The organism is Pseudomonas sp. MH9.2 (genome assembly GCF_034353875.1).
Lineage (GTDB): Bacteria > Pseudomonadota > Gammaproteobacteria > Pseudomonadales > Pseudomonadaceae > Aquipseudomonas.
Window position 1 is genome coordinate 5,108,314 of record NZ_CP133784.1, and the last position, 22,409, is coordinate 5,130,722.

At 57.2% G+C, this 22,409-nt stretch carries 18 protein-coding genes and 1 pseudogene; 10 read left to right on the forward strand and 9 right to left on the reverse strand.

Annotation, left to right across the window (positions count from 1 at the left end):
- Positions 1-41 precede the first annotated feature (41 nt).
- Positions 42-695 (reverse strand): DUF1345 domain-containing protein, encoded by a 654-nt coding sequence (locus tag RHM55_RS23550; RefSeq protein WP_322178563.1) that lies wholly within the window; start codon positions 693-695, stop codon positions 42-44.
- 228 nt (positions 696-923) lie between these two features.
- Between RHM55_RS23550 and RHM55_RS23555 the strand changes: the two genes are divergently transcribed.
- Positions 924-2,027: a sugar diacid recognition domain-containing protein gene (locus RHM55_RS23555; protein WP_322178564.1), complete on the forward strand. Its 1,104-nt coding sequence runs from the start codon at positions 924-926 to the stop codon at positions 2,025-2,027.
- Between the two features lie 117 nt (positions 2,028-2,144).
- Complete coding sequence (locus RHM55_RS23560) at positions 2,145-3,284, forward strand: glycerate kinase (protein WP_322178565.1); 1,140 nt, start codon at positions 2,145-2,147, stop codon at positions 3,282-3,284.
- Between the two features lie 55 nt (positions 3,285-3,339).
- Here the strand turns inward: RHM55_RS23560 and RHM55_RS23565 are convergent, their stop codons facing one another.
- Positions 3,340-4,869, reverse strand: a complete 1,530-nt coding sequence (locus RHM55_RS23565; protein ID WP_322178566.1) for an MFS transporter — start codon at positions 4,867-4,869, stop codon at positions 3,340-3,342.
- 119 nt (positions 4,870-4,988) lie between these two features.
- Here RHM55_RS23565 and RHM55_RS23570 point away from each other — a divergent pair, with 119 nt between their 5' ends.
- The 3 genes from RHM55_RS23570 (at position 4,989) to RHM55_RS23580 (ending at position 6,742) form a co-directional block, all read left to right on the forward strand.
- Positions 4,989-5,873 carry a LysR family transcriptional regulator gene (locus tag RHM55_RS23570; protein ID WP_322178567.1) on the forward strand — a complete coding sequence of 295 codons (885 nt, stop codon included), beginning with the start codon at positions 4,989-4,991 and terminating at the stop codon, positions 5,871-5,873.
- A gap of 197 nt (positions 5,874-6,070) precedes the next feature.
- Positions 6,071-6,238 (forward strand): Fic family protein, encoded by a 168-nt coding sequence (locus RHM55_RS23575; RefSeq protein ID WP_407074590.1) that lies wholly within the window; start codon positions 6,071-6,073, stop codon positions 6,236-6,238.
- Between the two features lie 126 nt (positions 6,239-6,364).
- Positions 6,365-6,742: a VOC family protein gene (locus RHM55_RS23580; protein ID WP_322178569.1), complete on the forward strand. Its 378-nt coding sequence runs from the start codon at positions 6,365-6,367 to the stop codon at positions 6,740-6,742.
- Positions 6,743-6,797: 55 nt separating this feature from the next.
- Here the strand turns inward: RHM55_RS23580 and RHM55_RS23585 are convergent, their stop codons facing one another.
- The 5 genes and pseudogenes from RHM55_RS23585 to RHM55_RS23605 form a co-directional block, all read right to left on the reverse strand.
- Positions 6,798-8,261 (reverse strand): mannose-1-phosphate guanylyltransferase/mannose-6-phosphate isomerase, encoded by a 1,464-nt coding sequence (locus tag RHM55_RS23585; RefSeq protein WP_322178570.1) that lies wholly within the window; start codon positions 8,259-8,261, stop codon positions 6,798-6,800.
- Positions 8,261-8,597, reverse strand: a pseudogene (locus RHM55_RS23590) (sugar transferase); the annotation flags it as partial. The gene RHM55_RS23585 and the pseudogene RHM55_RS23590, both read right to left, overlap by 1 nt.
- A gap of 842 nt (positions 8,598-9,439) precedes the next feature.
- Entirely contained in the window at positions 9,440-10,096 is a 657-nt protein-coding gene (locus RHM55_RS23595; RefSeq protein WP_322178571.1) for a response regulator transcription factor, read from the reverse strand.
- The gene (locus RHM55_RS23600; protein WP_322183088.1) at positions 10,093-10,983 is read right to left on the reverse strand and encodes a sensor histidine kinase; all 891 of its coding nucleotides are present in this window, start codon (positions 10,981-10,983) and stop codon (positions 10,093-10,095) included. The genes RHM55_RS23595 and RHM55_RS23600 overlap by 4 nt, the downstream gene beginning before the upstream one ends.
- 481 nt (positions 10,984-11,464) lie before the next feature.
- Complete coding sequence (locus tag RHM55_RS23605; protein WP_322178572.1) at positions 11,465-11,968, reverse strand: hypothetical protein; 504 nt, start codon at positions 11,966-11,968, stop codon at positions 11,465-11,467.
- A 574-nt stretch (positions 11,969-12,542) separates the two neighbouring features.
- Here RHM55_RS23605 and RHM55_RS23610 point away from each other — a divergent pair.
- Positions 12,543-13,472, forward strand: coding sequence for a chemotaxis protein CheV (locus RHM55_RS23610; RefSeq protein WP_322178573.1), 930 nt, complete (start codon positions 12,543-12,545; stop codon positions 13,470-13,472).
- 87 nt (positions 13,473-13,559) lie between these two features.
- Positions 13,560-14,369 (forward strand): MOSC domain-containing protein, encoded by an 810-nt coding sequence (locus RHM55_RS23615; protein ID WP_322178574.1) that lies wholly within the window; start codon positions 13,560-13,562, stop codon positions 14,367-14,369.
- Between the two features lie 103 nt (positions 14,370-14,472).
- Here the strand turns inward: RHM55_RS23615 and RHM55_RS23620 are convergent, their stop codons facing one another.
- Positions 14,473-16,401 (reverse strand): transglycosylase SLT domain-containing protein, encoded by a 1,929-nt coding sequence (locus tag RHM55_RS23620; RefSeq protein WP_322178575.1) that lies wholly within the window; start codon positions 16,399-16,401, stop codon positions 14,473-14,475.
- Between the two features lie 228 nt (positions 16,402-16,629).
- Here RHM55_RS23620 and RHM55_RS23625 point away from each other — a divergent pair, with 228 nt between their 5' ends.
- A complete protein-coding gene (locus tag RHM55_RS23625; RefSeq protein WP_322178576.1) occupies positions 16,630-18,540 on the forward strand; it encodes an ATP-binding cassette domain-containing protein in 1,911 nt (636 codons plus the stop codon).
- Positions 18,541-18,637: 97 nt separating this feature from the next.
- Here RHM55_RS23625 and RHM55_RS23630 read toward each other — a convergent pair whose 3' ends face one another.
- Positions 18,638-19,078, reverse strand: coding sequence for a universal stress protein (locus RHM55_RS23630; RefSeq protein WP_219063188.1), 441 nt, complete (start codon positions 19,076-19,078; stop codon positions 18,638-18,640).
- Positions 19,079-19,179: 101 nt separating this feature from the next.
- Here RHM55_RS23630 and RHM55_RS23635 point away from each other — a divergent pair, with 101 nt between their 5' ends.
- Together RHM55_RS23635 and fadB are read left to right on the forward strand one after the other, a co-directional pair.
- Positions 19,180-19,617, forward strand: coding sequence for a hypothetical protein (locus tag RHM55_RS23635; protein ID WP_322178577.1), 438 nt, complete (start codon positions 19,180-19,182; stop codon positions 19,615-19,617).
- Positions 19,618-20,249: 632 nt separating this feature from the next.
- Entirely contained in the window at positions 20,250-22,397 is a 2,148-nt protein-coding gene (gene fadB, locus RHM55_RS23640; protein ID WP_322178578.1) for a fatty acid oxidation complex subunit alpha FadB, read from the forward strand.
- Positions 22,398-22,409: the final 12 nt, after the last annotated feature.

Genomic DNA, 22,409 nt, shown 5'->3' on the forward strand with positions numbered 1-22,409 from the left:
ACAGTGCCGCCAGGTAGATTGCGATTGAAGCAGGGTCCCGCTCAACCAAACAGCCCCGCAGCGATGTTGATCGAGAACCCCAGGATCGCGGTGTTGAACACAAAACCAATCAGTGATTGGGCCAGTACGGTTTTGCGCAGGTCTCGGCTTGCGACCCCTACGTCTGCTGTCTGTACCGCGACACTGATGGTGAATGAGAAGTAAAGAAAGTCCCAATAGTTCGGGTTCTTCTCGCCATCGGCGAAGCGCAGAGGGGGTTTACTGGTAGTGGCGGTGTAGAACAGGCGAGCGTAATGCAGGCTGAATATTACACCGGTGAGCAGCCAGGAACCGACAATGGTCAGGCCGGTAAAACCGTAATGCAGCAACCTGATGTGGACGCTCAGGTCTTTACTGCCAGCCAGTTCCAGGGTAATCGCTGCAAGGCTGGCAATCGCCGCCACGCATACTGTCGCCAACACCAGTCCGGCATTTTCGTCCTCGATCATAGCGAAGCGTTTGACGTCCTCGGCTTGTGCGCGAAACGTCAGCCAGATCATCAGGATCAGGTAGGTCCACACCCCAACGTTCCAGCCAATCAATATTTGGGTGGTGGGCGCGAGATCGGGAACAACGTAGCTGGAAAGAAAACCACCGACACAACCGAGCAGTGCCGCAGCGGTCAGGCGAGGGTGGGTGTGGGCGAGATGGGGCATTTGAGGGCATCGTGGTCAGAGTCTTGGCGAACCTTAGCACGGCCTCTGCGCCAGAAGAAAAAACGGCGCGGAAGTGATTCCGCGCCGCGCGCCACGTTGGGAATAGCCTTACCGCACTTGCAACTTATAGGCTCTGCAACTTACCGAACCAGGCAGACTCCTCACCATCTAATTTAAAAGTGTTTCTATAAACACCTTCACCGCAACCCACCTTCTCCGGAGTCCACCATGTTTGCTCTTGATCACGACCTTGCGCAGGACATCGTCGACCGTGCCATGGCGATCCTGCCGTGCAACGTCAATGTGATGGACTGTCTGGGCATCATTATTGGTAGTGGCGAGGCTGATCGGTTGTATACCCGGCATGAAGGTGCTCAGTTGGTGTTGGCCAACAGCCGGGTGGTGGAGATTGATTCGCAGACGGCCAAGCATCTGAATGGTGTGCGTCCGGGGGTCAATCTGCCGCTGATGCTTGACCAGAAATTGATGGGCGTACTGGGGATTACCGGTGAGCCGGACGAGGTCCGGGTCTATGGCGAGCTGGTGAAGATGACCGCCGAGATGCTCATGGAGCACCGGCGCCAGCAGGCGGATCAACAGTGGAGGCATCAGCGCAGCGAGGACCTGCTTTCGCGGTTGTTGCTGGTCGACTGCCCCGACAGCCAGGTCGACGAAGCCGAGCATTTGGGGCTGCAACCGCAATTGCCGCGTCAGTCGGTATTGATCGAGCTGCCTGCGCAAACGCCTGCGGCCAGCCAGATTGCCACTTGGTTGAACGCCCGTTATGCCCATAGTTGGTGTGTGGTGCGCGAGCCGACGTTGTTGCACTGGTGCCGCGCCGCAGGCAAGGAACGCGACGATACGCTGCTGCTGGAGCAGTTCGACGAGCAGGGCTGGCCCGTGGTGCGGATGGTCACGGTCGAGCAATCGGCCGATCTGGCGACGTTGCAACAGGCCTGTGCTGCGGGGCGTGATTTGCTCGATTACGCCCGCCATGTCCATCCGCAGCGGCGGCTGTTGCGTCTGGCCGTTCATCGTCCGGCCGTGCTGTTCTGGCGTTATCGCAACGATTGGCTCGCCCAAGGCGTGGCCGCCCCGATCATCCGGCTGCAAGAAAGCAACAGCGGGCAGTTGCTGGAAACCCTGCGCAGCTGGTTCGACTACAGCGGCGAAAGTCAGGCCTGTGCAGACGCGCTGGGCATTCACCGCAACAGCCTGCGTTATCGACTGGAAAAGGTCGCGGAGCTCAGCGGTTGCGACCCCTACAAAACTGACGACTTGTTGCGCCTGTATCTGGGCGTACAAATGACGCCTCGAATCACTGCGGACTAAAATCCAGTATGTTGTTTTGGTCCAATGACCAATAACTGCCTACGTTTCTTGGGCGAAGGTCAGGCGGAAAACGTCGGTTAGGGTGAGAACATCTACTCATTACGGATAGGAGCCCCCATGAAAATCGTCATCGCACCCGACTCTTTCAAGGACAGCCTGAGTGCCCAGGCTGTCGCCAATGCTATTGCCGGGGGCCTGGCCGAAGTCTGGCCTGACGCCGAGTTGGTTCAATGCCCGATGGCCGATGGCGGTGAGGGCACCATCGAAGCGGTTCTGGCCGCCTGTGATGGGCAGTGGATGAGCACCACTGTCAGCGGACCGTTGGGCGTTGCGGTCGAGGCTCAGTGGGGCTGGCTGGAACAGACCCGGACCGCAATCATTGAAATGGCCATGGCCAGCGGCTTGCAGTTACTGACCCTTGAGCAAAGGGACGCTTGCCTGAGTAGCACGCATGGCACGGGCGAGTTGATTCGTGCGGCGCTGGACGCTGGCGCGCAACGTATCATCCTGGCGATTGGCGGCAGCGCGACCAATGATGCGGGCAGTGGCATGCTGTCGGCGTTGGGTGCGCGTTTTCTCGACGGTAATGATCAGCCTCTGATTCCAAGTGGTCAGGCTTTGGCGCAGGTACAACGGATCGAACTGGGCGGTCTTGATGCACGTTTGCGTGACGTGCGCTTTGAGGTTGCGGCGGATGTCGACAACCCATTGTGCGGTCTGCAGGGTGCCTCTCATATTTTTGGCCCACAAAAGGGGGCATCCCCGCAGCAAGTTCTGGAGCTGGACGCCGCGTTGGGGCATTTCGCCGACCATTCGGCTCAGGTTCTGGGTCATGACGTGCGCGACCAACCCGGTTGCGGGGCGGCAGGGGGCATGGGCTTCGCTGCCAAGGCTTACCTGAACGCGACTTTTCGCCCTGGCGTAGAGGTGGTGGCCGACCTTGTGGGCCTGGCCTATGCACTGGACGGTGCCGATTTGGTGATCACCGGCGAAGGCTGTTTTGATGCTCAGACGCTGCGTGGCAAAACGCCGTTCGGTGTCGCCCGCATTGCCCGGCGCAAGGGGGTGCCGGTGATCGTGTTGGCCGGGACGTTGGGTGAGGGCTATGCCGATCTGTACGCGCATGGCATCAGTGCGGCGTTTGCGTTGACCAGTGGCCCAATGACGCTCGGTTATGCCTGTCGCAACGCCGCGAGCTTGTTGCATGATCGAGCTCGTGATCTGGCGCGGGTCTGGCGGCTGGCTGTGTCGCGCTGATGCGTGTTCCTTCCCCGACCGAGTTCGCTGCGCGACAGAGTGGTGTCATGAGGGTTTATGCAGCACTCAACTGAACCGCGGGTATCGGGTTGCGCATAAGGGTGCCCACCAGCAGGGCGCCAAGCAGCGCCATCAATCCGGCCACCCACAGGACCGTGCTGAAGCCTGAAACAAATGCCTGTTGCGCCAGCGGCTGGACGATCAGCCGCGCATTCTCCGTCAGCGGCTGCATCGCCGCGACCATGTCACCGGCTACCACGCGGGACACGATGTGATCAGTCTGAGCCAGCCAACCGGGAGCATTGAGTTGCAGGCTACGGGTCAAGGCCTGTTGTGAGTGGCTGGCCAACAAGGCGCCGAACACACCGATGGCGAGCATGATCGCGCTGAAACGCATCGTGGTGCTCATTCCTGACGCCATGCCTGCGCGGTCACGCGGTACGCACGCCATGATGTTCTTCTGGGTATCGCCATTGAGTAGTCCTGCGCCAGCCCCGGTGACGGCGATGGCGCAGGCAAAGCTCAGGTAGCCGCCCATCGACACCGCCCAGGCGCTTAGCAGGTTGCCGCAACCGACCAGAGTCAGCCCGAGGGCCATCATGCTGGCTGGCGATAACAGGCGAGATAACCGCGTGCCGATCTTCGGGAAGGTGAGCATGGTCAGCGCGAACGGCAACATGCCCAGCCCGGAGGCGATGGCAGTGAACCCTAGGCCATTCTGCAAGTAGAACGGTAATAGCGTCATCATCACTTGGGCACAACCTGCGTAAGCGAACATGCCCAGGAGCGCACCAACGAACCGCGGGTGTTTGAACAATTGCAGATCGACCATAGGCCGAAGCTGTAGCCGCTCAACCACCACGAACAGGACCATCAACAGTACGCCGGCCAGCAAGCGCAGTGTGGTCAATGAAGTGTCCCAGCCAATGCGATTGGCCTCGATCAGGCCCCAGATAAGACACAGCAGACTGCCGCTAAACGCCAGACTGCCCCAAGGGTCGAGCCGCGCTGATTGTTCGTTGCGCGACTCGTCGATGTTGCGCCATACCATGCTCACCAGCAGCAAGCCCAGCGGCAGGTTCAGGTAGAAAATCCAGCGCCAGCCCACGAATGAGGCAATCAGACCACCCACGGTGGGCGCGGCGGTCATGGCTACGCCCATGCAGGCCCCCCAGAACGCCCAGGCTTTGGCCCGTTCGGTCTCGTCATGGAACGCATGGCCGATAGTCGCCAGTGCCGAGGTCAATAACAGCGCGGCCCCTACACCTTTGATCGCTCGAGCAATGTCGAGGAAGAGGATGTTTGGCGCCGCGCCACAGCCCAGTGAGGCCAGAATGAACAGCGCCAGGCCGCAGAGTAGGGTCTTCTTCCTGCCAAAACGATCAGCAATGCTGCCTGCGGGCAATAGCAGTGCGGCGAAGGCCAGCATGTAGGCGCTGACCACCCATTCGATGTCGGCGAAATTGGCCCCCAGGTCACGGGCAATACTGGGCAAGGTCACGGCGACAATATTGGTGTCAAGAACGATAAGCGAGCAGACCGCCGAGGCGGCCAACAGAGTCATGCGCGGGCTGGGCGTTTTCATGTCATTCCTCGCAGATACACGATTGCTTTATGGGTAACGTGCTAGCAAGCTTATTGCAATGCCTTAGGCGCTTTGTTACTTGGGCTTGAGCACTTCATTACCTTTGAGCTAATGCAGTCATGGAAATACGCCACTTTCGTTACTTTCTGGCCGTCGCCAAGCACAGGAATTTCAGCCGTGCCGCAGCACAACTGGGCATTGCTCCGCCGACGCTTACCCGACAGATTCAGGACATGGAAAGCGCCTTGGGCACGCGCTTGTTCCTGCGCCTGCAACGCGAGGTCAGCCTGACGGATGCGGGCAGGGCCTTGCAGGCAGAGGCGGAGCCGACCGTGCGTCAGTTCGAAGCCGCGCAGCTCAATGCGCAACGTGCGGGGCGCGGTGAGACGGGTCACATCGAGCTGGGTTATGTGGCTTCGTCGGTGTTTTCCGGGGTGCTGCAAAAACAGGTCAGCAGCTTTCGCCTGCGTTATCCGGACATTGGCTTCACCATCAGCGAGAACCTGATGTCGGCCTTGCCAGAAATGATCGAGGAGGGGCGGCTGGATGTCGGTTATGTTCGCTCGCCCATGCATTTACCCGAAGCCCTGAGCACCGTCAGTCTGTTGGTAGAAGGCTTTGCGCTGGCGCTGCCAAGCAGCTCATGGCTGTGTCGTCTGAAAGAAATCAATGCGGCGCATTTGCAGAATGAAATCTTCATTCTCCCCGAACAGATCTCTGGCACCTTGCAGGTCGCCGCGCAAGGCGGCTATGCGCCAACGCTTGGGCCTCAACCGGGTGGGTTAGTTGCTGTTGTGGCGCTGGTGTCTCTCGGCCAGGGTGTGGCCGTGGTGCCGGAGTCAATGGTGGACCACATCAAGTTGCCCAATGTGGTGTACCGGCGTATTCAAGACTGCCAACCTTCGTCATTCTTGTCGCTGGTTTATCGCCGTTTTGAAAAGGCTCCGGCGGTGGCGCGCTTCATCGAACACGTAAAGGATTTCAGCGAGAAACCCACTCTGTAACATGAAGATTGATCATGGACTTTAGTAAATGAAGAAATACCAGCCACCGTTGACACTGACTTCACGGATGCTCGCCCTCGTCGCAGATATCAGCGAAGAGGTCGGTCGCTTGTCGTCGTTGCGGGAAACGACAAACCGACCCGGTAAAAAAACTACTCAAGGTTCTCGCAAGCCATCCTTCGTTCAAGTCCGGCGAGCTGATGGATCAATTGGGCCTCGCGCATCGGCAATCATTTCGTCGCACGTACCTCAACCCGGCATTGGCGGCAGGGCTGGTAGAAATGACCGATCCCGACTCGCCCCGCAGCCCTGTGCAGATGTATCGGTTGACTGAGCGTGGCCATTCAATGCTTAAACATCCCTAAAGTCGTCAGTCGACTTCGTCAGCCTCTGCAAGGCATTCGGGATATTGTGCTCGGGCACTCGATTCCCGCCCGCGTCACTGGCATGCACCAGCAAGTGCCTTCGACCCTATTCAAGGAGCTCACCCCATGATCGATCATCTTGACCATTTGGTCCTGACCGCCAGCGATGCCGATGCCACCCGGGATTTCTACACCCGCGTGCTCGGCATGCAACTGGAGACCTTTGGTGCCGGACGTATGGCGTTCACGTTTGGCAACCAGAAAATCAACCTGCACATTCGCGGGCACGAATTCGAGCCCAAGGCGCATCTGCCAGTTCCGGGCGCGCTGGACTTGTGCTTTATTGCGTCGATCCCGCTGGAACAGGTGATTGAGCGCCTGGCTGAGGCCCGCTGGCCAATTGTCGAAGGCCCGATCATGCGCACGGGCGCCACCGGGCCGATTCGCTCGGTATACGTGCGTGACCCGGACCTGAACTTGATCGAGATTTCCGAACAGACCTGAGCGGGTACAGCCGTCGCTACAGGCCTGCTGTTCTCTCGAGGGTGATGTCGACTTTCTAGGTATTGAGCGTTTCCACGGGCACGCGACCATAAACGTCGGTGAAACGAACAATGTCGTCTTCACCCAGGTATTCGCCGCTCTGTACTTCGATCATGACCAAATCGACCACGCCGGGGTTGATCAGACGATGAGTGCGGCCAGGTTTGATAAACGTCGACTCATTGGTATCGAGTAGAAACTCACTGTCGCCGTTGGTCACCCGCGCCATGCCGCTGACCACAATCCAGTGTTCGCTGCGGTGATGGTGCATTTGCAGTGACAACGATGCCTGAGGGCGGACCATGATGCGTTTGATCTTGAAGCGCTTGCCTTCTTCGAGCACGGTGTAGGTCCCCCACGGGCGGGTGACGGTACGGTGCAGGCGATAAGCATCATGTCCCTGGCGCTTGAGCTCCTTGGCAATGATTCTGACGTCCTGGCTACGATTGGCGTCGGCAATCAGCAGCGCGTCGGGGGTATCGATGATGATCAGGTTATCCAGGCCGACGCCGCCCACCAGGCGTCGTGGCGAGTCGATGTAGCAATTGGTCACCTCATGCAAGACGGTCTGGCCGTTGCATTGGTTGCCATCGGTGTCGGCCGGGCTCAGTTCGCGCATGGCCTGCCATGAGCCGATGTCGCTCCAGCCCAGCTGGCATGGCACCACCGCGACTTTTTGCGAGGGTTCCATCACGGCGTAGTCGATGGAAATGTCCGGGGCCAGCGCAAACAGTTCACTGTCCAGTTCCAGCTGCAATTCGTGATTGCCTTCCTTACTCGGGCTTCGCTCCAGGCAAGCTTTGACCGAGGCCAATACCTGCGGCGCGTGCTCTTGCAGCTCGCGCAAGATCGTGTCGGCGCGCATGCAGAACATGCCGCCGTTCCACAGGTGCAATCCACCGTCGAGGTAACCCTGAGCAGTATCAGCGTCTGGTTTTTCGACAAAACGGGCCACTTGATAGGCTGTGGCTGTCGAATTCAAGGACTGACCTTTTTCGATATAACCAAACCCGGTTTCAGCCTTGGTCGGCACGATGCCGAATGTCACCATCCAGCCTTGGTCGGCCAGTTCTCGAGCGGTGCTCACGGCTTGAGCGAACGCCTCCACATCCTTGATCAAATGATCGGCTGGAAGAATCAATAGGTGAGCATCGTCGCCATACAAACGAGCGACATGCAGCGCCGCAGCCGCGATGGCCGGGGCAGTATTGCGCCCGAACGGTTCGAGGATAAAGTCCAGGCTTACGTGGTTCTTATTGAGTTGGCGGTAGTCGTCCACCGTCCGGAAATACACGTCACGGTTGGTCACGGTCAAGATTCGGTCGACGTCGGCCAACCCGACGGCCCGAACGAAGGTTTTTTGCAGCAGGCTTTCTCCATCGGGAAGACGCATGAAGGGCTTGGGCATGGCTTCGCGGGAAACCGGCCACAGTCGGGTGCCAGCGCCGCCAGCGATAATGCAAGGGATGAGAGTGCTCATCAATAGGCCTCACGAGTGAACAGCACTGCAGGAGCAGTGCGGAAAAGGATGTACAAATCGAACCAGACCGACCAGTTTTCTATGTGTTCAAGGTCGAATTCGACGCGCTTTTCGATTTTTTCCAACGTGTCCGTTTCACCACGATAGCCGTTGATTTGCGCTAGGCCAGTAATGCCTGGTTTGACCCGATGGCGAGCCGTGTATTCTTTGACCGCTTCTTCAAAAAGAATGTCCGCAGCTTTGGTTGCCGTGGCGTAAGGCGCGTGCGGCACGACCGGACATACTGTCGGCGAAGACGTTGAGCAGTTGTGGCGGCTCGTCAAGGCTGGTCTTGCGTTAGGCATGCGTCCGATACGGTCGTTGATAAGCTCGGAAAAGCCGGAACGGATGTCCTGATTCTGCGCCAGGTACTCGGCCAGGCGCTGACCGTTTTCAGTTGCACCGGGAATGATCGCGTTCTGCAGGAAAAAGCCTTTTTGCATGAGACGCTGGAACATCAGCACCGTTAAATAGCTCTGCAGTGCAATGGGGCGGTCAGTTTGCCAGAGCGCCAGAATCAATAATCCCGGGAAAATGCAGGTCATACCGTGCACGAGGCGAATATCGAACAAAAAATATTCGACCAAGCTGGAGCGCGTAAGCAGAAGACTGTCAACAGGTTGCAAGCGCATAACTGTCCATTCCTCGAGTCATGAATTCAGTGCCAAATCCCGCGGTACTGAGATGGATATTCATGAGTAAAGTCAATAAAATGACTTGTGTGAATTGATTTTTATAAATAGCCAATATTTTGTCGAATTAAACACAGCCCCTGATTGCATTTCAATGGCAATTTGTATTTAGGCAGTGTTTTTCTACAAAATATTTCAGGCCTCTCTGCTTTACCTCCAGGATCAATTCAACTGGATTGATTTTATGGTTTGAGGCGAGTGAAACGGAGGGTGTCGCTTTGTGATGGCGTTAAGGGATTAACCATTTTTCTGGTCGATGGAGCCTTTTTGCCTGGCGCATGGTCAATAGTCTGCGCAAGCCACATGGGTATTGAGTACCGAGAGGGAGAAGGCAGTAATGACACTGCGCAAGACATTTTGGTTTTGCACGGCAAGCAGGCCCTCAACGAAGAGGTTCGTTCCGCTGTGGGTGCTGCACTCGTCAAGGCTCGGTGCGGCTGAGCCGAATCAGTCGTCGAGGCTGATGATCCGCTCTCGTACGCAGAACAACACCAGGCCGGCGACATCGTAAATGTGCAAGCGCTTCATGATTTGCGAGCGATGAGCCTCCACCGTCTTGATACTCAGGCCCAAACCGCCAGCGATCTCGCGCGTGGATTTACCGCGCACTATCAACCTCAGGATTTCCAGTTGGCGTGCTGTCAGGTTGTGATTTTCAATCCGCTCGGGTCTGTTCGCCTGCACGCTGATAAGGGCTTGATTGATCACGGTGTGGGCGATTGCGGGGCTCAGGTAGCGTTCATTATTGTGTAGCGCATTCAGGGCCTGCTCCAGCTCAGTGCCGGTGGCGTCCTTGAGCAGATAGCCATGAGCGCCCATCTCAAGCGCTCGCATGATCAGTTCGGGGTCTGTGTGCATCGACAGGATAAGCACTTTGCTGTGGGGCAGCTTCAGGAGCAGCGTTTCTAGTGCATCCAGGCCATTGGTCTCCTTCATGGAGATATCCAGAAGAATGATGTCAGGGCGCAGTTGCTGTGCAAGATCGAGCAACTGCGCCCCATCGTTGGCTTCGCCGATCACGGCATAACCAGGGATGTCCGAGACCAGTGCACGTACGCCGGCCCTGATGAGCGCGTGGTCATCGACCAGAAGCAAGTTGATCATAAGCCCTTACTTTTGTTGGCTCGTTCGCGGACACGTGGTGCCCAAGGGAAAAGTGCGTCTATCTGGGTGCCTTGGCCGGGTTCGCTATGGACTGTCAGTGCACCTCCCAGCAAAGCTATCCGTTCGGCCATGCCCGCCATACCGCACTGGCCTTCCTGGCCCGGATTTTCTGCCGGAGTAAAACCAAGGCCATCGTCTGCGATATGCAGCAGCAAGCCCTCGGGCGAGCGTTCCAGGCGCACGAGTACATTATCGGCCTGGGCATGACGCAACATGTTGGTGACGGCTTCCTGGGTGATCCGATACGCGGCGACTGCCATGTCGTCCGGGATACCCGCCAGGCGTTGATGGCATTCCATACTCCAGCTCACTGTTGTGTTCCCCAGTGTGCGCACAAGATGCGCACGCAAGCTGGCTTCCAGCCCCAGGCTGGCCAATTGGCGAGGATTGAGAATGGCAGACACGTCGCGCACTTTGGCCAGGGTTTCATCCAGCGTGCTGCACAGTACCGCGCATTGCTTATGCCACTCGGGCGCCACGCGACGCTGGAGCCAGTCACTTTGCATCTTGGCGGCGGTGAGCATCTGGCCGATGTCGTCGTGCAATTCACGACTGAGCCGATGGCGCTCGGTTTCTTGCACCTCAAGCATGCGTTCGGCCAGCTCTCGAGGCTGGAATTTGATCGAGTTGCCAGATTGTCGCTGAACGTGCCAAACGCTGGCGATGGTTGCAAGGTTCAGTGCAAGCAAGCCGGCTGGTAATGCCATGCCGTTGAAATAGACCGTAAGGTTGCCCGCGACTGAACCCATGCAAAGTAAGGCGGTAAGCCGACGGGCGCTTTTTTTGCTGAGGGGCCAAAGTTTGAATGACTTGATGCTGGCATGCATAGCTGATGGAGCCATTGGATGTTCGCTGCGGATAACCTGTTTCGGCTGCTATCAGGTCAGTGTGAGGGAGCTCGACGGTGCCGACGCATCACCTTCGGATCATCATTCGTCCAGCCAGTGGCTGGTCAGGTGACGATGGAGTTTATGCCTCTCTGGATAAAAAACTTCGACCGTCAATTCGAACGCGTGGAGCTTACCTCAATTGTTTGAATAATTAATTGTTTTGGGTGTTGTCGGCAGAAAAACCCGGTCAATGCATGTCTGGCTGGTCAGTAATATGCCTGTCGAACGCAGTCGCTCAGTTCGTCCTTCAGCGGGAAGACAGGCAATCAGTGCAGCGCTTGAAACATCGTGGTGCACGACGAAGTTGATGCTTTTATGTGGCTAATTGATCCACAGGGTTGTTATTGATACAGGCAACCCTGTGTCGCACCGCAGGGGACCGTACAGTTGACCAGGCGCTTATTTCCAGCTCGCGGCGTCAGGCAATCCTTGAGGCGGCGATGCTTTCTGGTGCTACTTCGGATTTCAGTGTCAGGGCAGTAGGCCAGTGCGTGGGCGATATAGCACTTGCCAATTGATCTTCAAATCCTACGATAGTCGCGAATGTGTTCAGTAGTTCCAATTGTTCGCTGTCGTCGAGTAATAGTATTCCTGTGTCGGTATCGACCAGTTCCAGTTGCCAGGCGAGAAGAGCGAAACAGTCCCTGAGGGTGGACAATGCATCGCCCTGAAGGCTGGTGTGTGGGGAGGCGAGAGCCAGGAGGTGACGAATCTGCCGGGAGAAGTCAGCAATACTCTCAAGGGACAGCGCGTCAGCCTCGTGGGAGAGGGTGAACAGGGTGCTGAGCAGGCATTCGATAGCGTCCTTATCGTTAATGAACAGCTCCAGATGACACAGGCACTCTTCGGACTTGGCGAGAAGCGCCTGCGATGTGATCAAAAAATCAGGGAGCGAATGTTGCCACTCGTTGCCGTTCAACATGTTTTATCTCCACAACTCATGGACAGCGATCGTAGGTCGCGCTCGGCGAGTGGCTTCAAGTTAATGTTGAAAGCAAACAGATGTCTGTAGTCTATTTCCGAATATTGTTTTTTGATCGCGTTCTGCGACACCGCCTCCCGCTTTTGCGAATGCGTTGCAAAGTACCGGGTGAGTTGTTTTTGGCCTGTGACATACCTTGATACGCGATCAAGGAAGGCCGAGACCCTTATGGTGTTGTCTGAACGTGGTCCTGCGATAGCAAACAAGAGCCTGACTCCATTCATGCAATGAGAATGGCGTCACAATAATGGCTATTAGATATTACTCATATCAGGTTGGGCCTGATTGCCACTCAGGGTTTCCCCTAGAGAATGAGTTGGGAGTCAGTTTCCATCGCTGGATAAGCAGCGTCGTGACCGAAAGTTCGATCGTTGGAAATGCAAATTGAGTAAACCATGATATCAATATGACATCAATTGCTTTGCGCCTCATTTTGTTGCAATTAAGGTCCTGCTCACTTCGGCCGATAACGGGTTGAGCGCTCTCAATACGAACTATCCCCCAGGAGTCATTAATGGCTGGCATTCTCGACACGGTAGATCAACGCACGCAGCTGGTGGGTGAGAATCGCCTGGAAATTCTGATGTTTCGTCTGGCCGGGCGACAACTGTTCGCGATCAACGTTTTCAAAGTTCAGGAGGTTTTGCAACTGCCCAAACTGACCTTGATGCCGCAGCGTCATCCCTTTGTCTGTGGTGTGGTCAACCTGCGTGGTCAGACGCTCCCGGTCATCGATCTTTCCCAGGCAATTGGTATGCGTCCGCTGATACCAGGGCCCACCAGTACAATCATCGTCACTGAGTACAATCGGTCGGTGCAGGCGTTTTTGGTCGGGGGGGTGGATCGCATCGTCAACATGAACTGGGAGGCGATCCTGCCACCGCCTGCCAGTGCTGGCCGCCAGCATTACCTGACCGCCATCAGCAAGGTCGATGATCAGTTGGTGGAGATTATCGACGTCGAAAAAGTCCTTGCTGAAATCGTGCCTTACAACGCCAAAGTGTCTCGTGACAAATTGCAGGATCCCGTCCTGGAGCTTGCCCGTGGTCGCGAAGTGCTGTTGGTGGATGATTCGAATGTGGCATTGGCGCAACTGCGTGACACCTTGTCCCAGCTTGGGGTGAAGATGCACATCGCTCGTGATGGTCTGAAGGCGTTGAATATGCTCAAGGCATGGGCTGATACCGGCGAAGTCATGACTGACAAACTGTTGATGGTATTCACCGACGCCGAGATGCCGGAGATGGATGGTTATCGCCTGACCACCGAGATCCGCAACGATCCGCGCTTGCGCGGTCTGTATGTGGTGCTGCACACCTCGTTGTCGGGCAGCTTCAACGAATCAATGGTGAAGAAGGTCGGTTGCGACAATTTCCTCTCCAAGTTCCAGCCGGACAAATTGGTCGACGTGGTGCGTGAGCGTCTGATGCTGGATCAGGCCTGACGGATTTTTGGTTTCGAGGTGGGTTTGGGGTGTCGTACGGGGTGTTAACTCGTATAGATTAACGCTTTGCCCATTACGGAGCTGACCATGTTGCGTCTCAGCGCGCTTTATCGATTTCCACTCAAATCTGGCATGGCCGAACCTCTGCAACAAGCCCGGTTCGATGGGCTGGGCCTGGCTGGGGATCGACGCTGGATGTTGGTGGAAGAGGCTTCTGGGCGCTTCTTTACTCAGCGAGCCATGCCGCACATGTCACAGTTGTCGGTGTTGTGGAATGCCGACGGTGGGGTGACCCTCAATGCTCCTGGCTTCCAGGCCCTTGATGTACCCCTGCCTGAAGACACTGAAGCGTCGCTGCGTGGCGTGACCGTGTGGCGCGACACCCTGCGTGTGCCCGATGCGGGGGATGAGGCGGCCCGCTGGCTCAGCGAGTTCATGGGCAAGCCTACGCGCATGGTTCACGTGCCCGACAACCGGGCTCGCTGGTTGCCCAGCGGTTACGGCACGGTTGAAGACAGGGTGGGTTTTGCCGACGGCTTCCCCTTGCTGCTGATCGGTCAGGCTTCGCTGGATGATTTGTCGACAAAGGTCGGCTGGCCACTGGAGATGCTCCGGTTCAGGCCCAATCTGGTGGTCGAGGGCAGTGAAGCGTTCGCCGAGGATGGCTGGAAGCGCATCCGTATCGGCGACATCGAGTTTCGTCTGCTAAAGGGCTGCTCGCGTTGCATACTCACGACCATCGACCCCAAGACCGGTGAGCGCACCCAGGATCGCGAACCATTGACCACCCTCAAGACCTATCGCGAGCGCGAAGGGGAGGTGTGGTTTGGACAGAACATGGTCAGCGACGGTCTTGGCACTCTCGACGTCGGGATGCCGGTGACAGTGTTGGAGTAGGGCGAAAGCGGGTGCGCATATCTACTGTGTGCCCATCATTCACACGCGCGCGAAGAGAAGATAAGGTGTCAGGCAGCGAAGAGCCGCCTGACACCATCAGTGCTCACTGATCGTCGAAAAACCGCTCATGCCAATCCACTAGAGGCTGCGGGGAGTTGAGTTTTTCGCCGTAGATCACCGAATAAGACAGTACGTTCTGCACATACTGGCGGGTCTCATCGAAGGGGATGCTTTCAACCCACACATCGAATGCCAGGTGGTTCGCGCCCTTGAGCCATTGGCGAACGCGGGCGGGGCCTGCGTTATAGGCGGCCGATGCGAGTACGCGGTTGCCGTTGAACTGGCTGTGTACCTGGCTCAGATAGGCAGCGCCCAGCTGGATGTTTTTATCCGGATCGAGCACTTGCTGGGGCGATGCCAGCGGGATGCTGAACTTGCGAGCGGTCTCCTTGGCAGTGGTTGGCATAAGTTGCATCAGGCCACTGGCGCCGACGCCGGAACGTGCGTCGTCCATGAAGGCGCTTTCCTGACGCGTAATGGCAAACACCCAGCTGGAGTGCAGGCCGCGGACATTGGCTTCACGTACCAACGTGTCGCGGTGGGCCATCGGGAAGCGAATATCCAGATCGTCCCAGTATTGCGCCTGACTGATGGTGCGGATGGCCGGAAAGTACCAGTGCATGTCGTAGGCCAGTTTGGCCTGAGCGACCATTTCATCGCGGCTGAACAGGCGGCTGACGTGGTACCACTCGCGCCGACCGTCGACCACCTGACCACGATCGTGAAACTCCAGTGCCCGACGTACGCCAGGCGTGGTGCGGACCTTGTTGATGAGCTGCTGACTGAGCATCAGCGGCTTGTTGTTCAGCTGATAAGCGGTCTGCGTACGATCGGCGGCAAGGAAGCCATAGAAGTCGCGCTCCTTGGCGACTGCTTTGTAGAGCGTTGGCACCAGCGGGCTAGTCGGTTGTGACAGCTCCAGAGAGCGCGCTTGCCAGTAACGCCAGCGATTGGTGATCGCCAGGTCCTGCGGCAGTTTGCGGGTCAACTGGTACGCATCGTCCCAACGGCCCAGGCGCAGCAGCAGGCGCAAACGCCATTCGGTGACCGTGTTGTCGCGCAAGTCCGGGTCATATTTGGTCATGACCTCGAGCGCCCGGCCATCGAAGCGGCGGGCCAGCGTCAGACCGATCTCCTTGGCGATTTCCACTTGCTCATCGCGTGAGAAATGCATCTTCGCCGAGTAGCTGTCGAGCATGTCCATGGCTTTCTGCGGGTCCAGCTTGGCCAGACGTCGCAGGCCAAGACCGACCACATCGGACATGGCTTCATCGACCGGCATGAAGCGGGAAGGGTCGTTGAGCAGTTCGGGTTTCTGTGCGACCGCGATTAGCAGCTTGCCTTGCGGGGCCAGTGTAACGAGGCTGTCGACCAGGGAATTGGCCAGGTTGTAATTGCGTGCTTGTGCGGCCAGTTTGGCACGCTGCCAGCGTTTCTCTTCGGGTAACTGGCCCTCAGCTGCCCAGCGCGAGAATAACGCATCGCACGCGGCAGGCTGAGTCTTGCCGGTCATCCACAGCTTCTCGGCGTTGGCATAGCCTTCTGCGCGCAGGTTATGGCTCAGTTGGTATTGGCCGTAGAGGCAGTCGAGTTCGGTGAAATTGAGCTTGGGGTCGTAATACTGGGCGAATGTCTGCCAATCTCCACGTTCTGCCAGCCAGCGCAACCAGCGCAGCTTCATCCAGTTGGCCTGAGGCAGGTCGCCGTGAGCCGAGAGAAATCGTTCAATTTCCGGGTTGGTCGCGGTCTTGAGTCGTGCGGTCAGCTCGTCATAGGCCAGATAAGGTTCCAGCGGATAATCGGAGAGCGCCTGGCTGTAACGCACGTAGGGGCCGGAATCACCTTTGGCCAGTGCGCGCTTTGCCTCGTCGTAATACTGACGCTGAAGGGTGAGATCTGCTGCTTGGGCCGACTGCGCAGCGGTCGCAGAGAGAAGCAGGCAGGATAAAAAACTGAACAAACGACTGCGCATGAGACTTCCGTGCAGATGAACCGTGAAAGGTACTACTAGCTTAGCCCTTTGCCAGCTCTAGGTGAAAGCATTGCCGACTACGCGACGTGTGACAGAAATATTCATCCGCGTCTATTCCAGGGCGAAAATCAGGGATTTGCGTTCAGTCGCGGCGGGTTGTTCGTCATTGAGTGCCGACATAGCCTGGGTATCTCAGGTAGAATGCGCGCCCAGTTTTTGGAGAAACTCATGACCCTGCTCAAATTCAGCGATGTGTCCCTTGCTTTCGGCGCTATGCCGTTGTTGGACAAGGTGTCCTGGCAGATCGCCCGTGGTGAGCGGGTGTGCATCATCGGCCGCAATGGCACTGGCAAGTCCAGTATGTTGAAGCTCGTCAAGGGCGTGCAAAAGCCTGACGATGGTTCTGTGTGGCGTGCCCCGGGCCTGAAAATCGGCGAGTTGCCGCAGGAATTGCCGGTGGCCGACGATCGGACAGTATTCGACGTGGTTGCTGAAGGCCTGGATGGTGTCGGCGCATTGCTTGCCGAATACCACCACCTTAGCCAGAACATCGTCACCGCCGAGGATCTGGACAAGCTGATGCATGTCCAGCACGACCTTGAGTCTCGCGACGGCTGGCGTCTGCAGCAATTGGTCGACAGCACCTTGAGCCGCCTGCAATTGCCGGCCGACAAAACCCTGGCTGAGCTGTCCGGTGGCTGGCGTCGTCGGGTCTTGCTGGCACAGGCTTTGGTCTCCGAGCCCGATCTGCTGCTGCTCGACGAACCGACCAACCACCTGGATATCGGCGCGATCGCTTGGCTCGAAGAGGCCTTGATGGGCTTCCAGGGCGCGGTTCTGTTCATTACCCACGACCGGTCCTTTCTGCAGAACCTGGCCACTCGCATTCTTGAGCTGGATCGTGGCGGTCTGATCGACTGGGATGGCGACTACGCCAGCTTCCTGGTCCATAAGGAAGCCCAGTTGTCGGCTGAAGAAACCGCCAACGCGTTGTTCGACAAGCGCCTGGCGCAAGAAGAAGTCTGGATTCGTCAAGGCATCAAGGCTCGTCGTACCCGTAACGAAGGTCGCGTACGCGCCTTGAAAGAGTTGCGTGTGGAACGTGGCGAGCGTCGTGAGCGCACGGGCAAGGCCAACATTCAGCTGGATACATCCGATAAGTCCGGCAAGCAAGTGATGGTTCTGGACAACGTCAGCTTCGCTCACCCGGGCGGTCCGTTCCTGATCAAGGATTTCTCCATGGTCCTGCAGCGCGAGGACCGTATCGGTCTGTTGGGCGCCAACGGTACCGGCAAGACCACCTTGCTGAAGCTGATGCTCGATAACCTGCAACCCTCCAGCGGCACCGTGGAAGTGGGGACGCGTCTGGAAGTGGCCTATTTCGACCAGTTGCGTCACCAGCTCGATCTGGAAAAAACCGTTATCGACAACGTGGCCGAAGGTCGGGATTTCATCGATATCGACGGTCAAAGCCGGCATGTACTGAGCTATCTGGGCGACTTCCTGTTCAGCCCGCAACGTGCCCGTACGCCAGTGAAGGCGTTGTCCGGTGGCGAGCGTGCGCGTCTGTTGCTGGCCAAACTGTTCAGCAAACCAGCCAACCTGCTGGTACTCGACGAACCTACCAACGACCTCGATGTGGAAACCCTCGAGTTGCTTGAAGAAGTACTGTTGACCTTCAAGGGCACCGTGTTGATGGTCAGTCACGACCGGGCATTCCTCGATAACGTCGTGACCAGCACCTTGGTGTTCGAAGGTGAAGGCAAGGTTCGTGAGTACGTCGGTGGTTATCAGGACTGGCTGCGTCAGGGCGGCTCGCCGCGCCTGCTAGGTGTGACCGAGAATAAATCCGGTAAAGCCGAGCTGGCGACTGCGGTTGTTGCTGCAACGCCGGTGGCGGCTCAGGAAATGCCGGTGGCCAAGAAGAAGCTCAGCTATAAGCTGCAACGCGAGCTGGAAGGGCTGCCTGCGCAAATCGACGATGTCGAGGCGCAGATGGCTGCTCTGACGGCTGAAATGGCTCATGCCGGTTTCTATCAGCGTCCAGCCGAGCAGACTGCGGCAGTGCTGGCGCAAATGGAAAACCAGCAAGCGCAACTCGATGCATTGCTGGAGCGCTGGGCCGAGCTGGACGCGTAATGCGTTTTGCTTTGCTGAGCTGAATAAAAAAGCCCGGGCCATTTGGCCCGGGCTTTTTACTGACGGCTGGTCGACCGGCCTTCAATTTACATCCCGGTTACTCAGGGCGCTTCAGGCGCACGGCAAGAACGTCGCACGGCGCACCGTGGAGGACGTCGTTGGCGGTCGAGCCGAGCAGCAACGCCAAGCCATGCCGGCCATGGCTGCCGACAACGATCAGGTCGCAGCCCTGTGCCTTGGCCAACTGATGGATCTCTTGTCGTGGCTGGCCATAGGTGAGATGGCTGTCGCCGATCCGGACTTCCGGGTACTTCAGCTTCAAGGCTTCGAGTTTCTCTTTGGCCTGGTCGAACTGCTGCTGTTGCAGTTGGGAAAGGTCCATCGGTACATCGCCACCAAAGGCCATGGCCATGGGTTCAACGATATGCACCAGGGACAACTTGGCGCCATTGCTGACGGCGAGTTCGCGAGCGCGGCGGATAACAGGATCGCACTCTTCAGTGAGGTCTATAGCGACCAAAATGTGTTCGTATGGCATGAGGAGTTCCTCTTTAAGATTGCGATAGCTGTAAGTATGGCTCTTTTCACCCTGGGCTGGGTGCACGGTTAAATTGATAATTACTTCTGGGAATAAGAAATATGACGGTCTGGATAGTGTTGTCAATCCTTGCGCTGGTCCTGAGCCCTTTGGCGTGGCTGCGACCTTCGCGCCACCAGAGCGGCAAGATGGCCCTGCGCATGGAGGCGCGGCGTATTGGACTTGGCATGCAGCTGGCCCCTCAGGAATGGCCGCACTGGCTGCCAGAAGAGCCGCCAAGCCCCTGCGCGCAATACCACCGACCGCGCCGTAGCGAGCGGGCTGCGTGCTGGGTCTATTGGCAAGCCACGCCGGGCGTCTGGCTCAACCAATGGCGTGAGCCTTGCGAGGATGCGCAACTGATGGCCCAGTTCAGTACGCTTCCAGCCAACGTGTTCAAGGTCGAGGCGGGTCCGCAGATGATCGCCTTGTACTGGGGCGAGCGCGGCGAACCCGAAATACTGCAACGCATTTCCGCCGTGCTTAAGGCGCTGGCTTGATGATTCTGGCGGTATTGGTAATCAGCCACACCTCAAAATTCAGGCAGTAAAAAGCCCGACAACAACATCGGGCTGGGGTGGCCAGGCAGGCCGATAATCTGTCGCTATCCCTGTGGCGAGTCTGGGAAGGTACTGTGCTGCGCGATGTTTCGGCCGGACATGTTTGGCCTGAAACGTTCAGTGCGCTGAATGTAGTCGCTCCCGAAGCGTTTGTCGTTGTCGCTTTCATCATTTTATTCGCAAAAGATGCCCGTCACCTCAAGCGCGCAGGGTTTGCCTGACACTTTGCGTCAGTCTGTTCGTCATAACGGGCATGAATACTTCCCCATCAAGCGTGCATCAAACCTGTGATGGGTGCTGATGAATGATCATGTGCTCCCATAATTCGCCGCTTTTATTGGTGTTTTGTTGATTTGACAATTGCCAGGATTTCCGTGAAGGTGTGTTACCCAAATCAAACGGGCGTATGAATTGAGCGTTTGCATTGTCAGAAGGCTCTTACAGAATCCCGACTAACACGTCGGCGGGTGTGTCTGGCGGTTTGGCGTTAGCATTGACGGAAACGTCGTAGTCACGCCGGCCACCAGTGTCCGACGTGTATTGTTCAGCTTCCATATCGTGGAGATCAGTTGATGATTTACGAAGGTAAAGCCATCACGGTTAAGGCTCTTGAAAGTGGCATCGTCGAATTGAATTTCGATCTCAAGGGTGAGTCCGTCAACAAGTTCAACCGTCTAACCCTCAACGACCTGCGTCAGGCCGTTGACACCATCAAGGCAGATGGTTCGATCAAGGGCGTGATTGTCACCAGCGGCAAGGACGTCTTCATCGTCGGCGCCGACATCACCGAGTTCGTCGACAACTTCAAGTTGCCGGATGCAGAGCTGGTGGCGGGTAACCTCGAAGCCAACAAAATCTTCAGCGATTTTGAAGACCTCAGCGTTCCAACCGTCGTGGCCATCAATGGCATCGCCCTGGGCGGTGGTTTCGAGATGTGCCTGGCAGCGGATTTCCGCGTGATGTCCAGCAGCGCCAAGGTCGGTCTGCCTGAAGTCAAACTGGGCCTCTACCCAGGTTTCGGCGGCACCGTGCGTCTGCCACGCATCATCGGTGCCGACAACGCTATAGAGTGGATCGCGTCGGGCAAGGAAAACCGTGCTGAAGATGCTCTGAAAGTCGGTGCTGTCGATGCGGTGGTTGCCCCTGAAAAACTGCGTGAAGCCGCGCAGGACCTGATCAAACGCGCCATTTCCGGCGAGTTCGATTTCAAGGTCAAGCGTCAGCCGAAACTGGACAAGCTCAAGCTCAATGCCATCGAACAGATGATGGCATTCGAAACTGCCAAGGGCTTCGTTGCAGGCCAGGCTGGCCCGAACTACCCGGCGCCGGTCGAAGCGATCAAGACCATCCAGAAAGCCGCCAACTTTGGCCGGGACAAAGCGCTGGAAATCGAAGCTGCCGGCTTCGTCAAAATGGCCAAAACCTCGGCTGCGCATAGTCTGATCGGTCTGTTCCTGAATGATCAGGAACTGAAGAAAAAAGCCAAGATCTACGATGAAGTCGCAAAAGACGTGAAGCAGGCGGCGGTACTCGGTGCAGGCATCATGGGCGGCGGCATTGCCTATCAGTCGGCGGTAAAAGGCACGCCGATCCTGATGAAGGACATCCGCGAAGACGCCATTCAACTGGGTCTGAACGAAGCGTCCAAGCTGCTGGGCAACCGTGTCGACAAAGGTCGCCTGACCTCGGCGAAGATGGCTGTGGCCCTCAACGCAATTCGTCCAACCCTGTCCTACGGTGATTTCGGCACCGTCGACTTCGTCGTCGAAGCCGTGGTCGAAAACCCTAAGGTCAAGCAAGCTGTACTGGCTGAAGTCGAAGCTCAGGTCAAGGAAGGCACCATTCTGGCGTCTAACACCTCGACCATTTCCATCAGTTTGTTGGCCAAGGCCCTCAAGCGTCCGGAAGACTTCGTCGGTATGCACTTCTTCAACCCGGTGCACATGATGCCGCTGGTCGAAGTGATTCGTGGTGAGAAATCCAGTGAAGTCGCCACAGCGACGGCTGTGGCTTACGCCAAGAAAATCGGCAAGAACCCGATCGTGGTCAATGACTGCCCGGGCTTCCTGGTCAACCGTGTCCTGTTCCCGTACTTCGGCGGTTTTGCCAAATTGGTCAGCGCCGGTGTGGACTTCGTTCGCATCGACAAGGTCATGGAAAAATTCGGTTGGCCAATGGGCCCGGCCTACCTGATGGACGTAGTCGGTATCGACACCGGCCACCACGGCCGCGATGTCATGGCTGAAGGTTTCCCTGATCGCATGAAGGATGATCGTCGTTCGGCTATAGACGTGCTTTACGAAGCCAATCGTCTGGGTCAGAAGAACGGCAAGGGTTTCTACGCCTACGAAATGGACAAGAAGGGCAAGCCGAAGAAAGTCGCCGATGCCGCCGTGCTTGAAGTACTCAAGCCGATTGTCTACGAGCAGCGCGAAGTGTCCGACGACGACATCATCAACTGGTTGATGATTCCGTTGTGCCTGGAAACCGTACGCTGCCTGGAAGACGGCATTGTTGAAACGGCCGCCGAAGCTGATATGGGCTTGATTTACGGCATCGGTTTCCCTCCATTCCGTGGCGGTGCGCTGCGTTACATCGACTCCGTGGGTGTCGCTGAATTCGTCGCGCTGGCTGACAAGTACGCTTATCTGGGCGCCTTGTACCAACCCACCGCGAAGCTGCGTGAGATGGCCAAGAATGGCCAGAGCTTCTTCGGTTAAGCGCCCAACGAT

Coding starts and splice junctions, on each gene's coding strand:
- RHM55_RS23615 (WP_322178574.1), top strand. CDS start 13,560: ATGTTGCGTCTCAGCGCGCTTTATCGATTTCCACTCAAATCTGGCATG.
- RHM55_RS23555 (WP_322178564.1), top strand. CDS start 924: ATGTTTGCTCTTGATCACGACCTTGCGCAGGACATCGTCGACCGTGCC.
- RHM55_RS23605 (WP_322178572.1), bottom strand. CDS start 11,968: ATGTTGAACGGCAACGAGTGGCAACATTCGCTCCCTGATTTTTTGATC.
- RHM55_RS23600 (WP_322183088.1), bottom strand. CDS start 10,983: ATGCATGCCAGCATCAAGTCATTCAAACTTTGGCCCCTCAGCAAAAAA.
- RHM55_RS23595 (WP_322178571.1), bottom strand. CDS start 10,096: ATGATCAACTTGCTTCTGGTCGATGACCACGCGCTCATCAGGGCCGGC.
- RHM55_RS23585 (WP_322178570.1), bottom strand. CDS start 8,261: ATGAGCACTCTCATCCCTTGCATTATCGCTGGCGGCGCTGGCACCCGA.
- RHM55_RS23570 (WP_322178567.1), top strand. CDS start 4,989: ATGGAAATACGCCACTTTCGTTACTTTCTGGCCGTCGCCAAGCACAGG.
- RHM55_RS23565 (WP_322178566.1), bottom strand. CDS start 4,869: ATGAAAACGCCCAGCCCGCGCATGACTCTGTTGGCCGCCTCGGCGGTC.
- RHM55_RS23550 (WP_322178563.1), bottom strand. CDS start 695: ATGCCCCATCTCGCCCACACCCACCCTCGCCTGACCGCTGCGGCACTG.
- RHM55_RS23620 (WP_322178575.1), bottom strand. CDS start 16,401: ATGCGCAGTCGTTTGTTCAGTTTTTTATCCTGCCTGCTTCTCTCTGCG.
- fadB (WP_322178578.1), top strand. CDS start 20,250: ATGATTTACGAAGGTAAAGCCATCACGGTTAAGGCTCTTGAAAGTGGC.
- RHM55_RS23560 (WP_322178565.1), top strand. CDS start 2,145: ATGAAAATCGTCATCGCACCCGACTCTTTCAAGGACAGCCTGAGTGCC.
- RHM55_RS23625 (WP_322178576.1), top strand. CDS start 16,630: ATGACCCTGCTCAAATTCAGCGATGTGTCCCTTGCTTTCGGCGCTATG.
- RHM55_RS23635 (WP_322178577.1), top strand. CDS start 19,180: ATGACGGTCTGGATAGTGTTGTCAATCCTTGCGCTGGTCCTGAGCCCT.
- RHM55_RS23630 (WP_219063188.1), bottom strand. CDS start 19,078: ATGCCATACGAACACATTTTGGTCGCTATAGACCTCACTGAAGAGTGC.
- RHM55_RS23580 (WP_322178569.1), top strand. CDS start 6,365: ATGATCGATCATCTTGACCATTTGGTCCTGACCGCCAGCGATGCCGAT.
- RHM55_RS23610 (WP_322178573.1), top strand. CDS start 12,543: ATGGCTGGCATTCTCGACACGGTAGATCAACGCACGCAGCTGGTGGGT.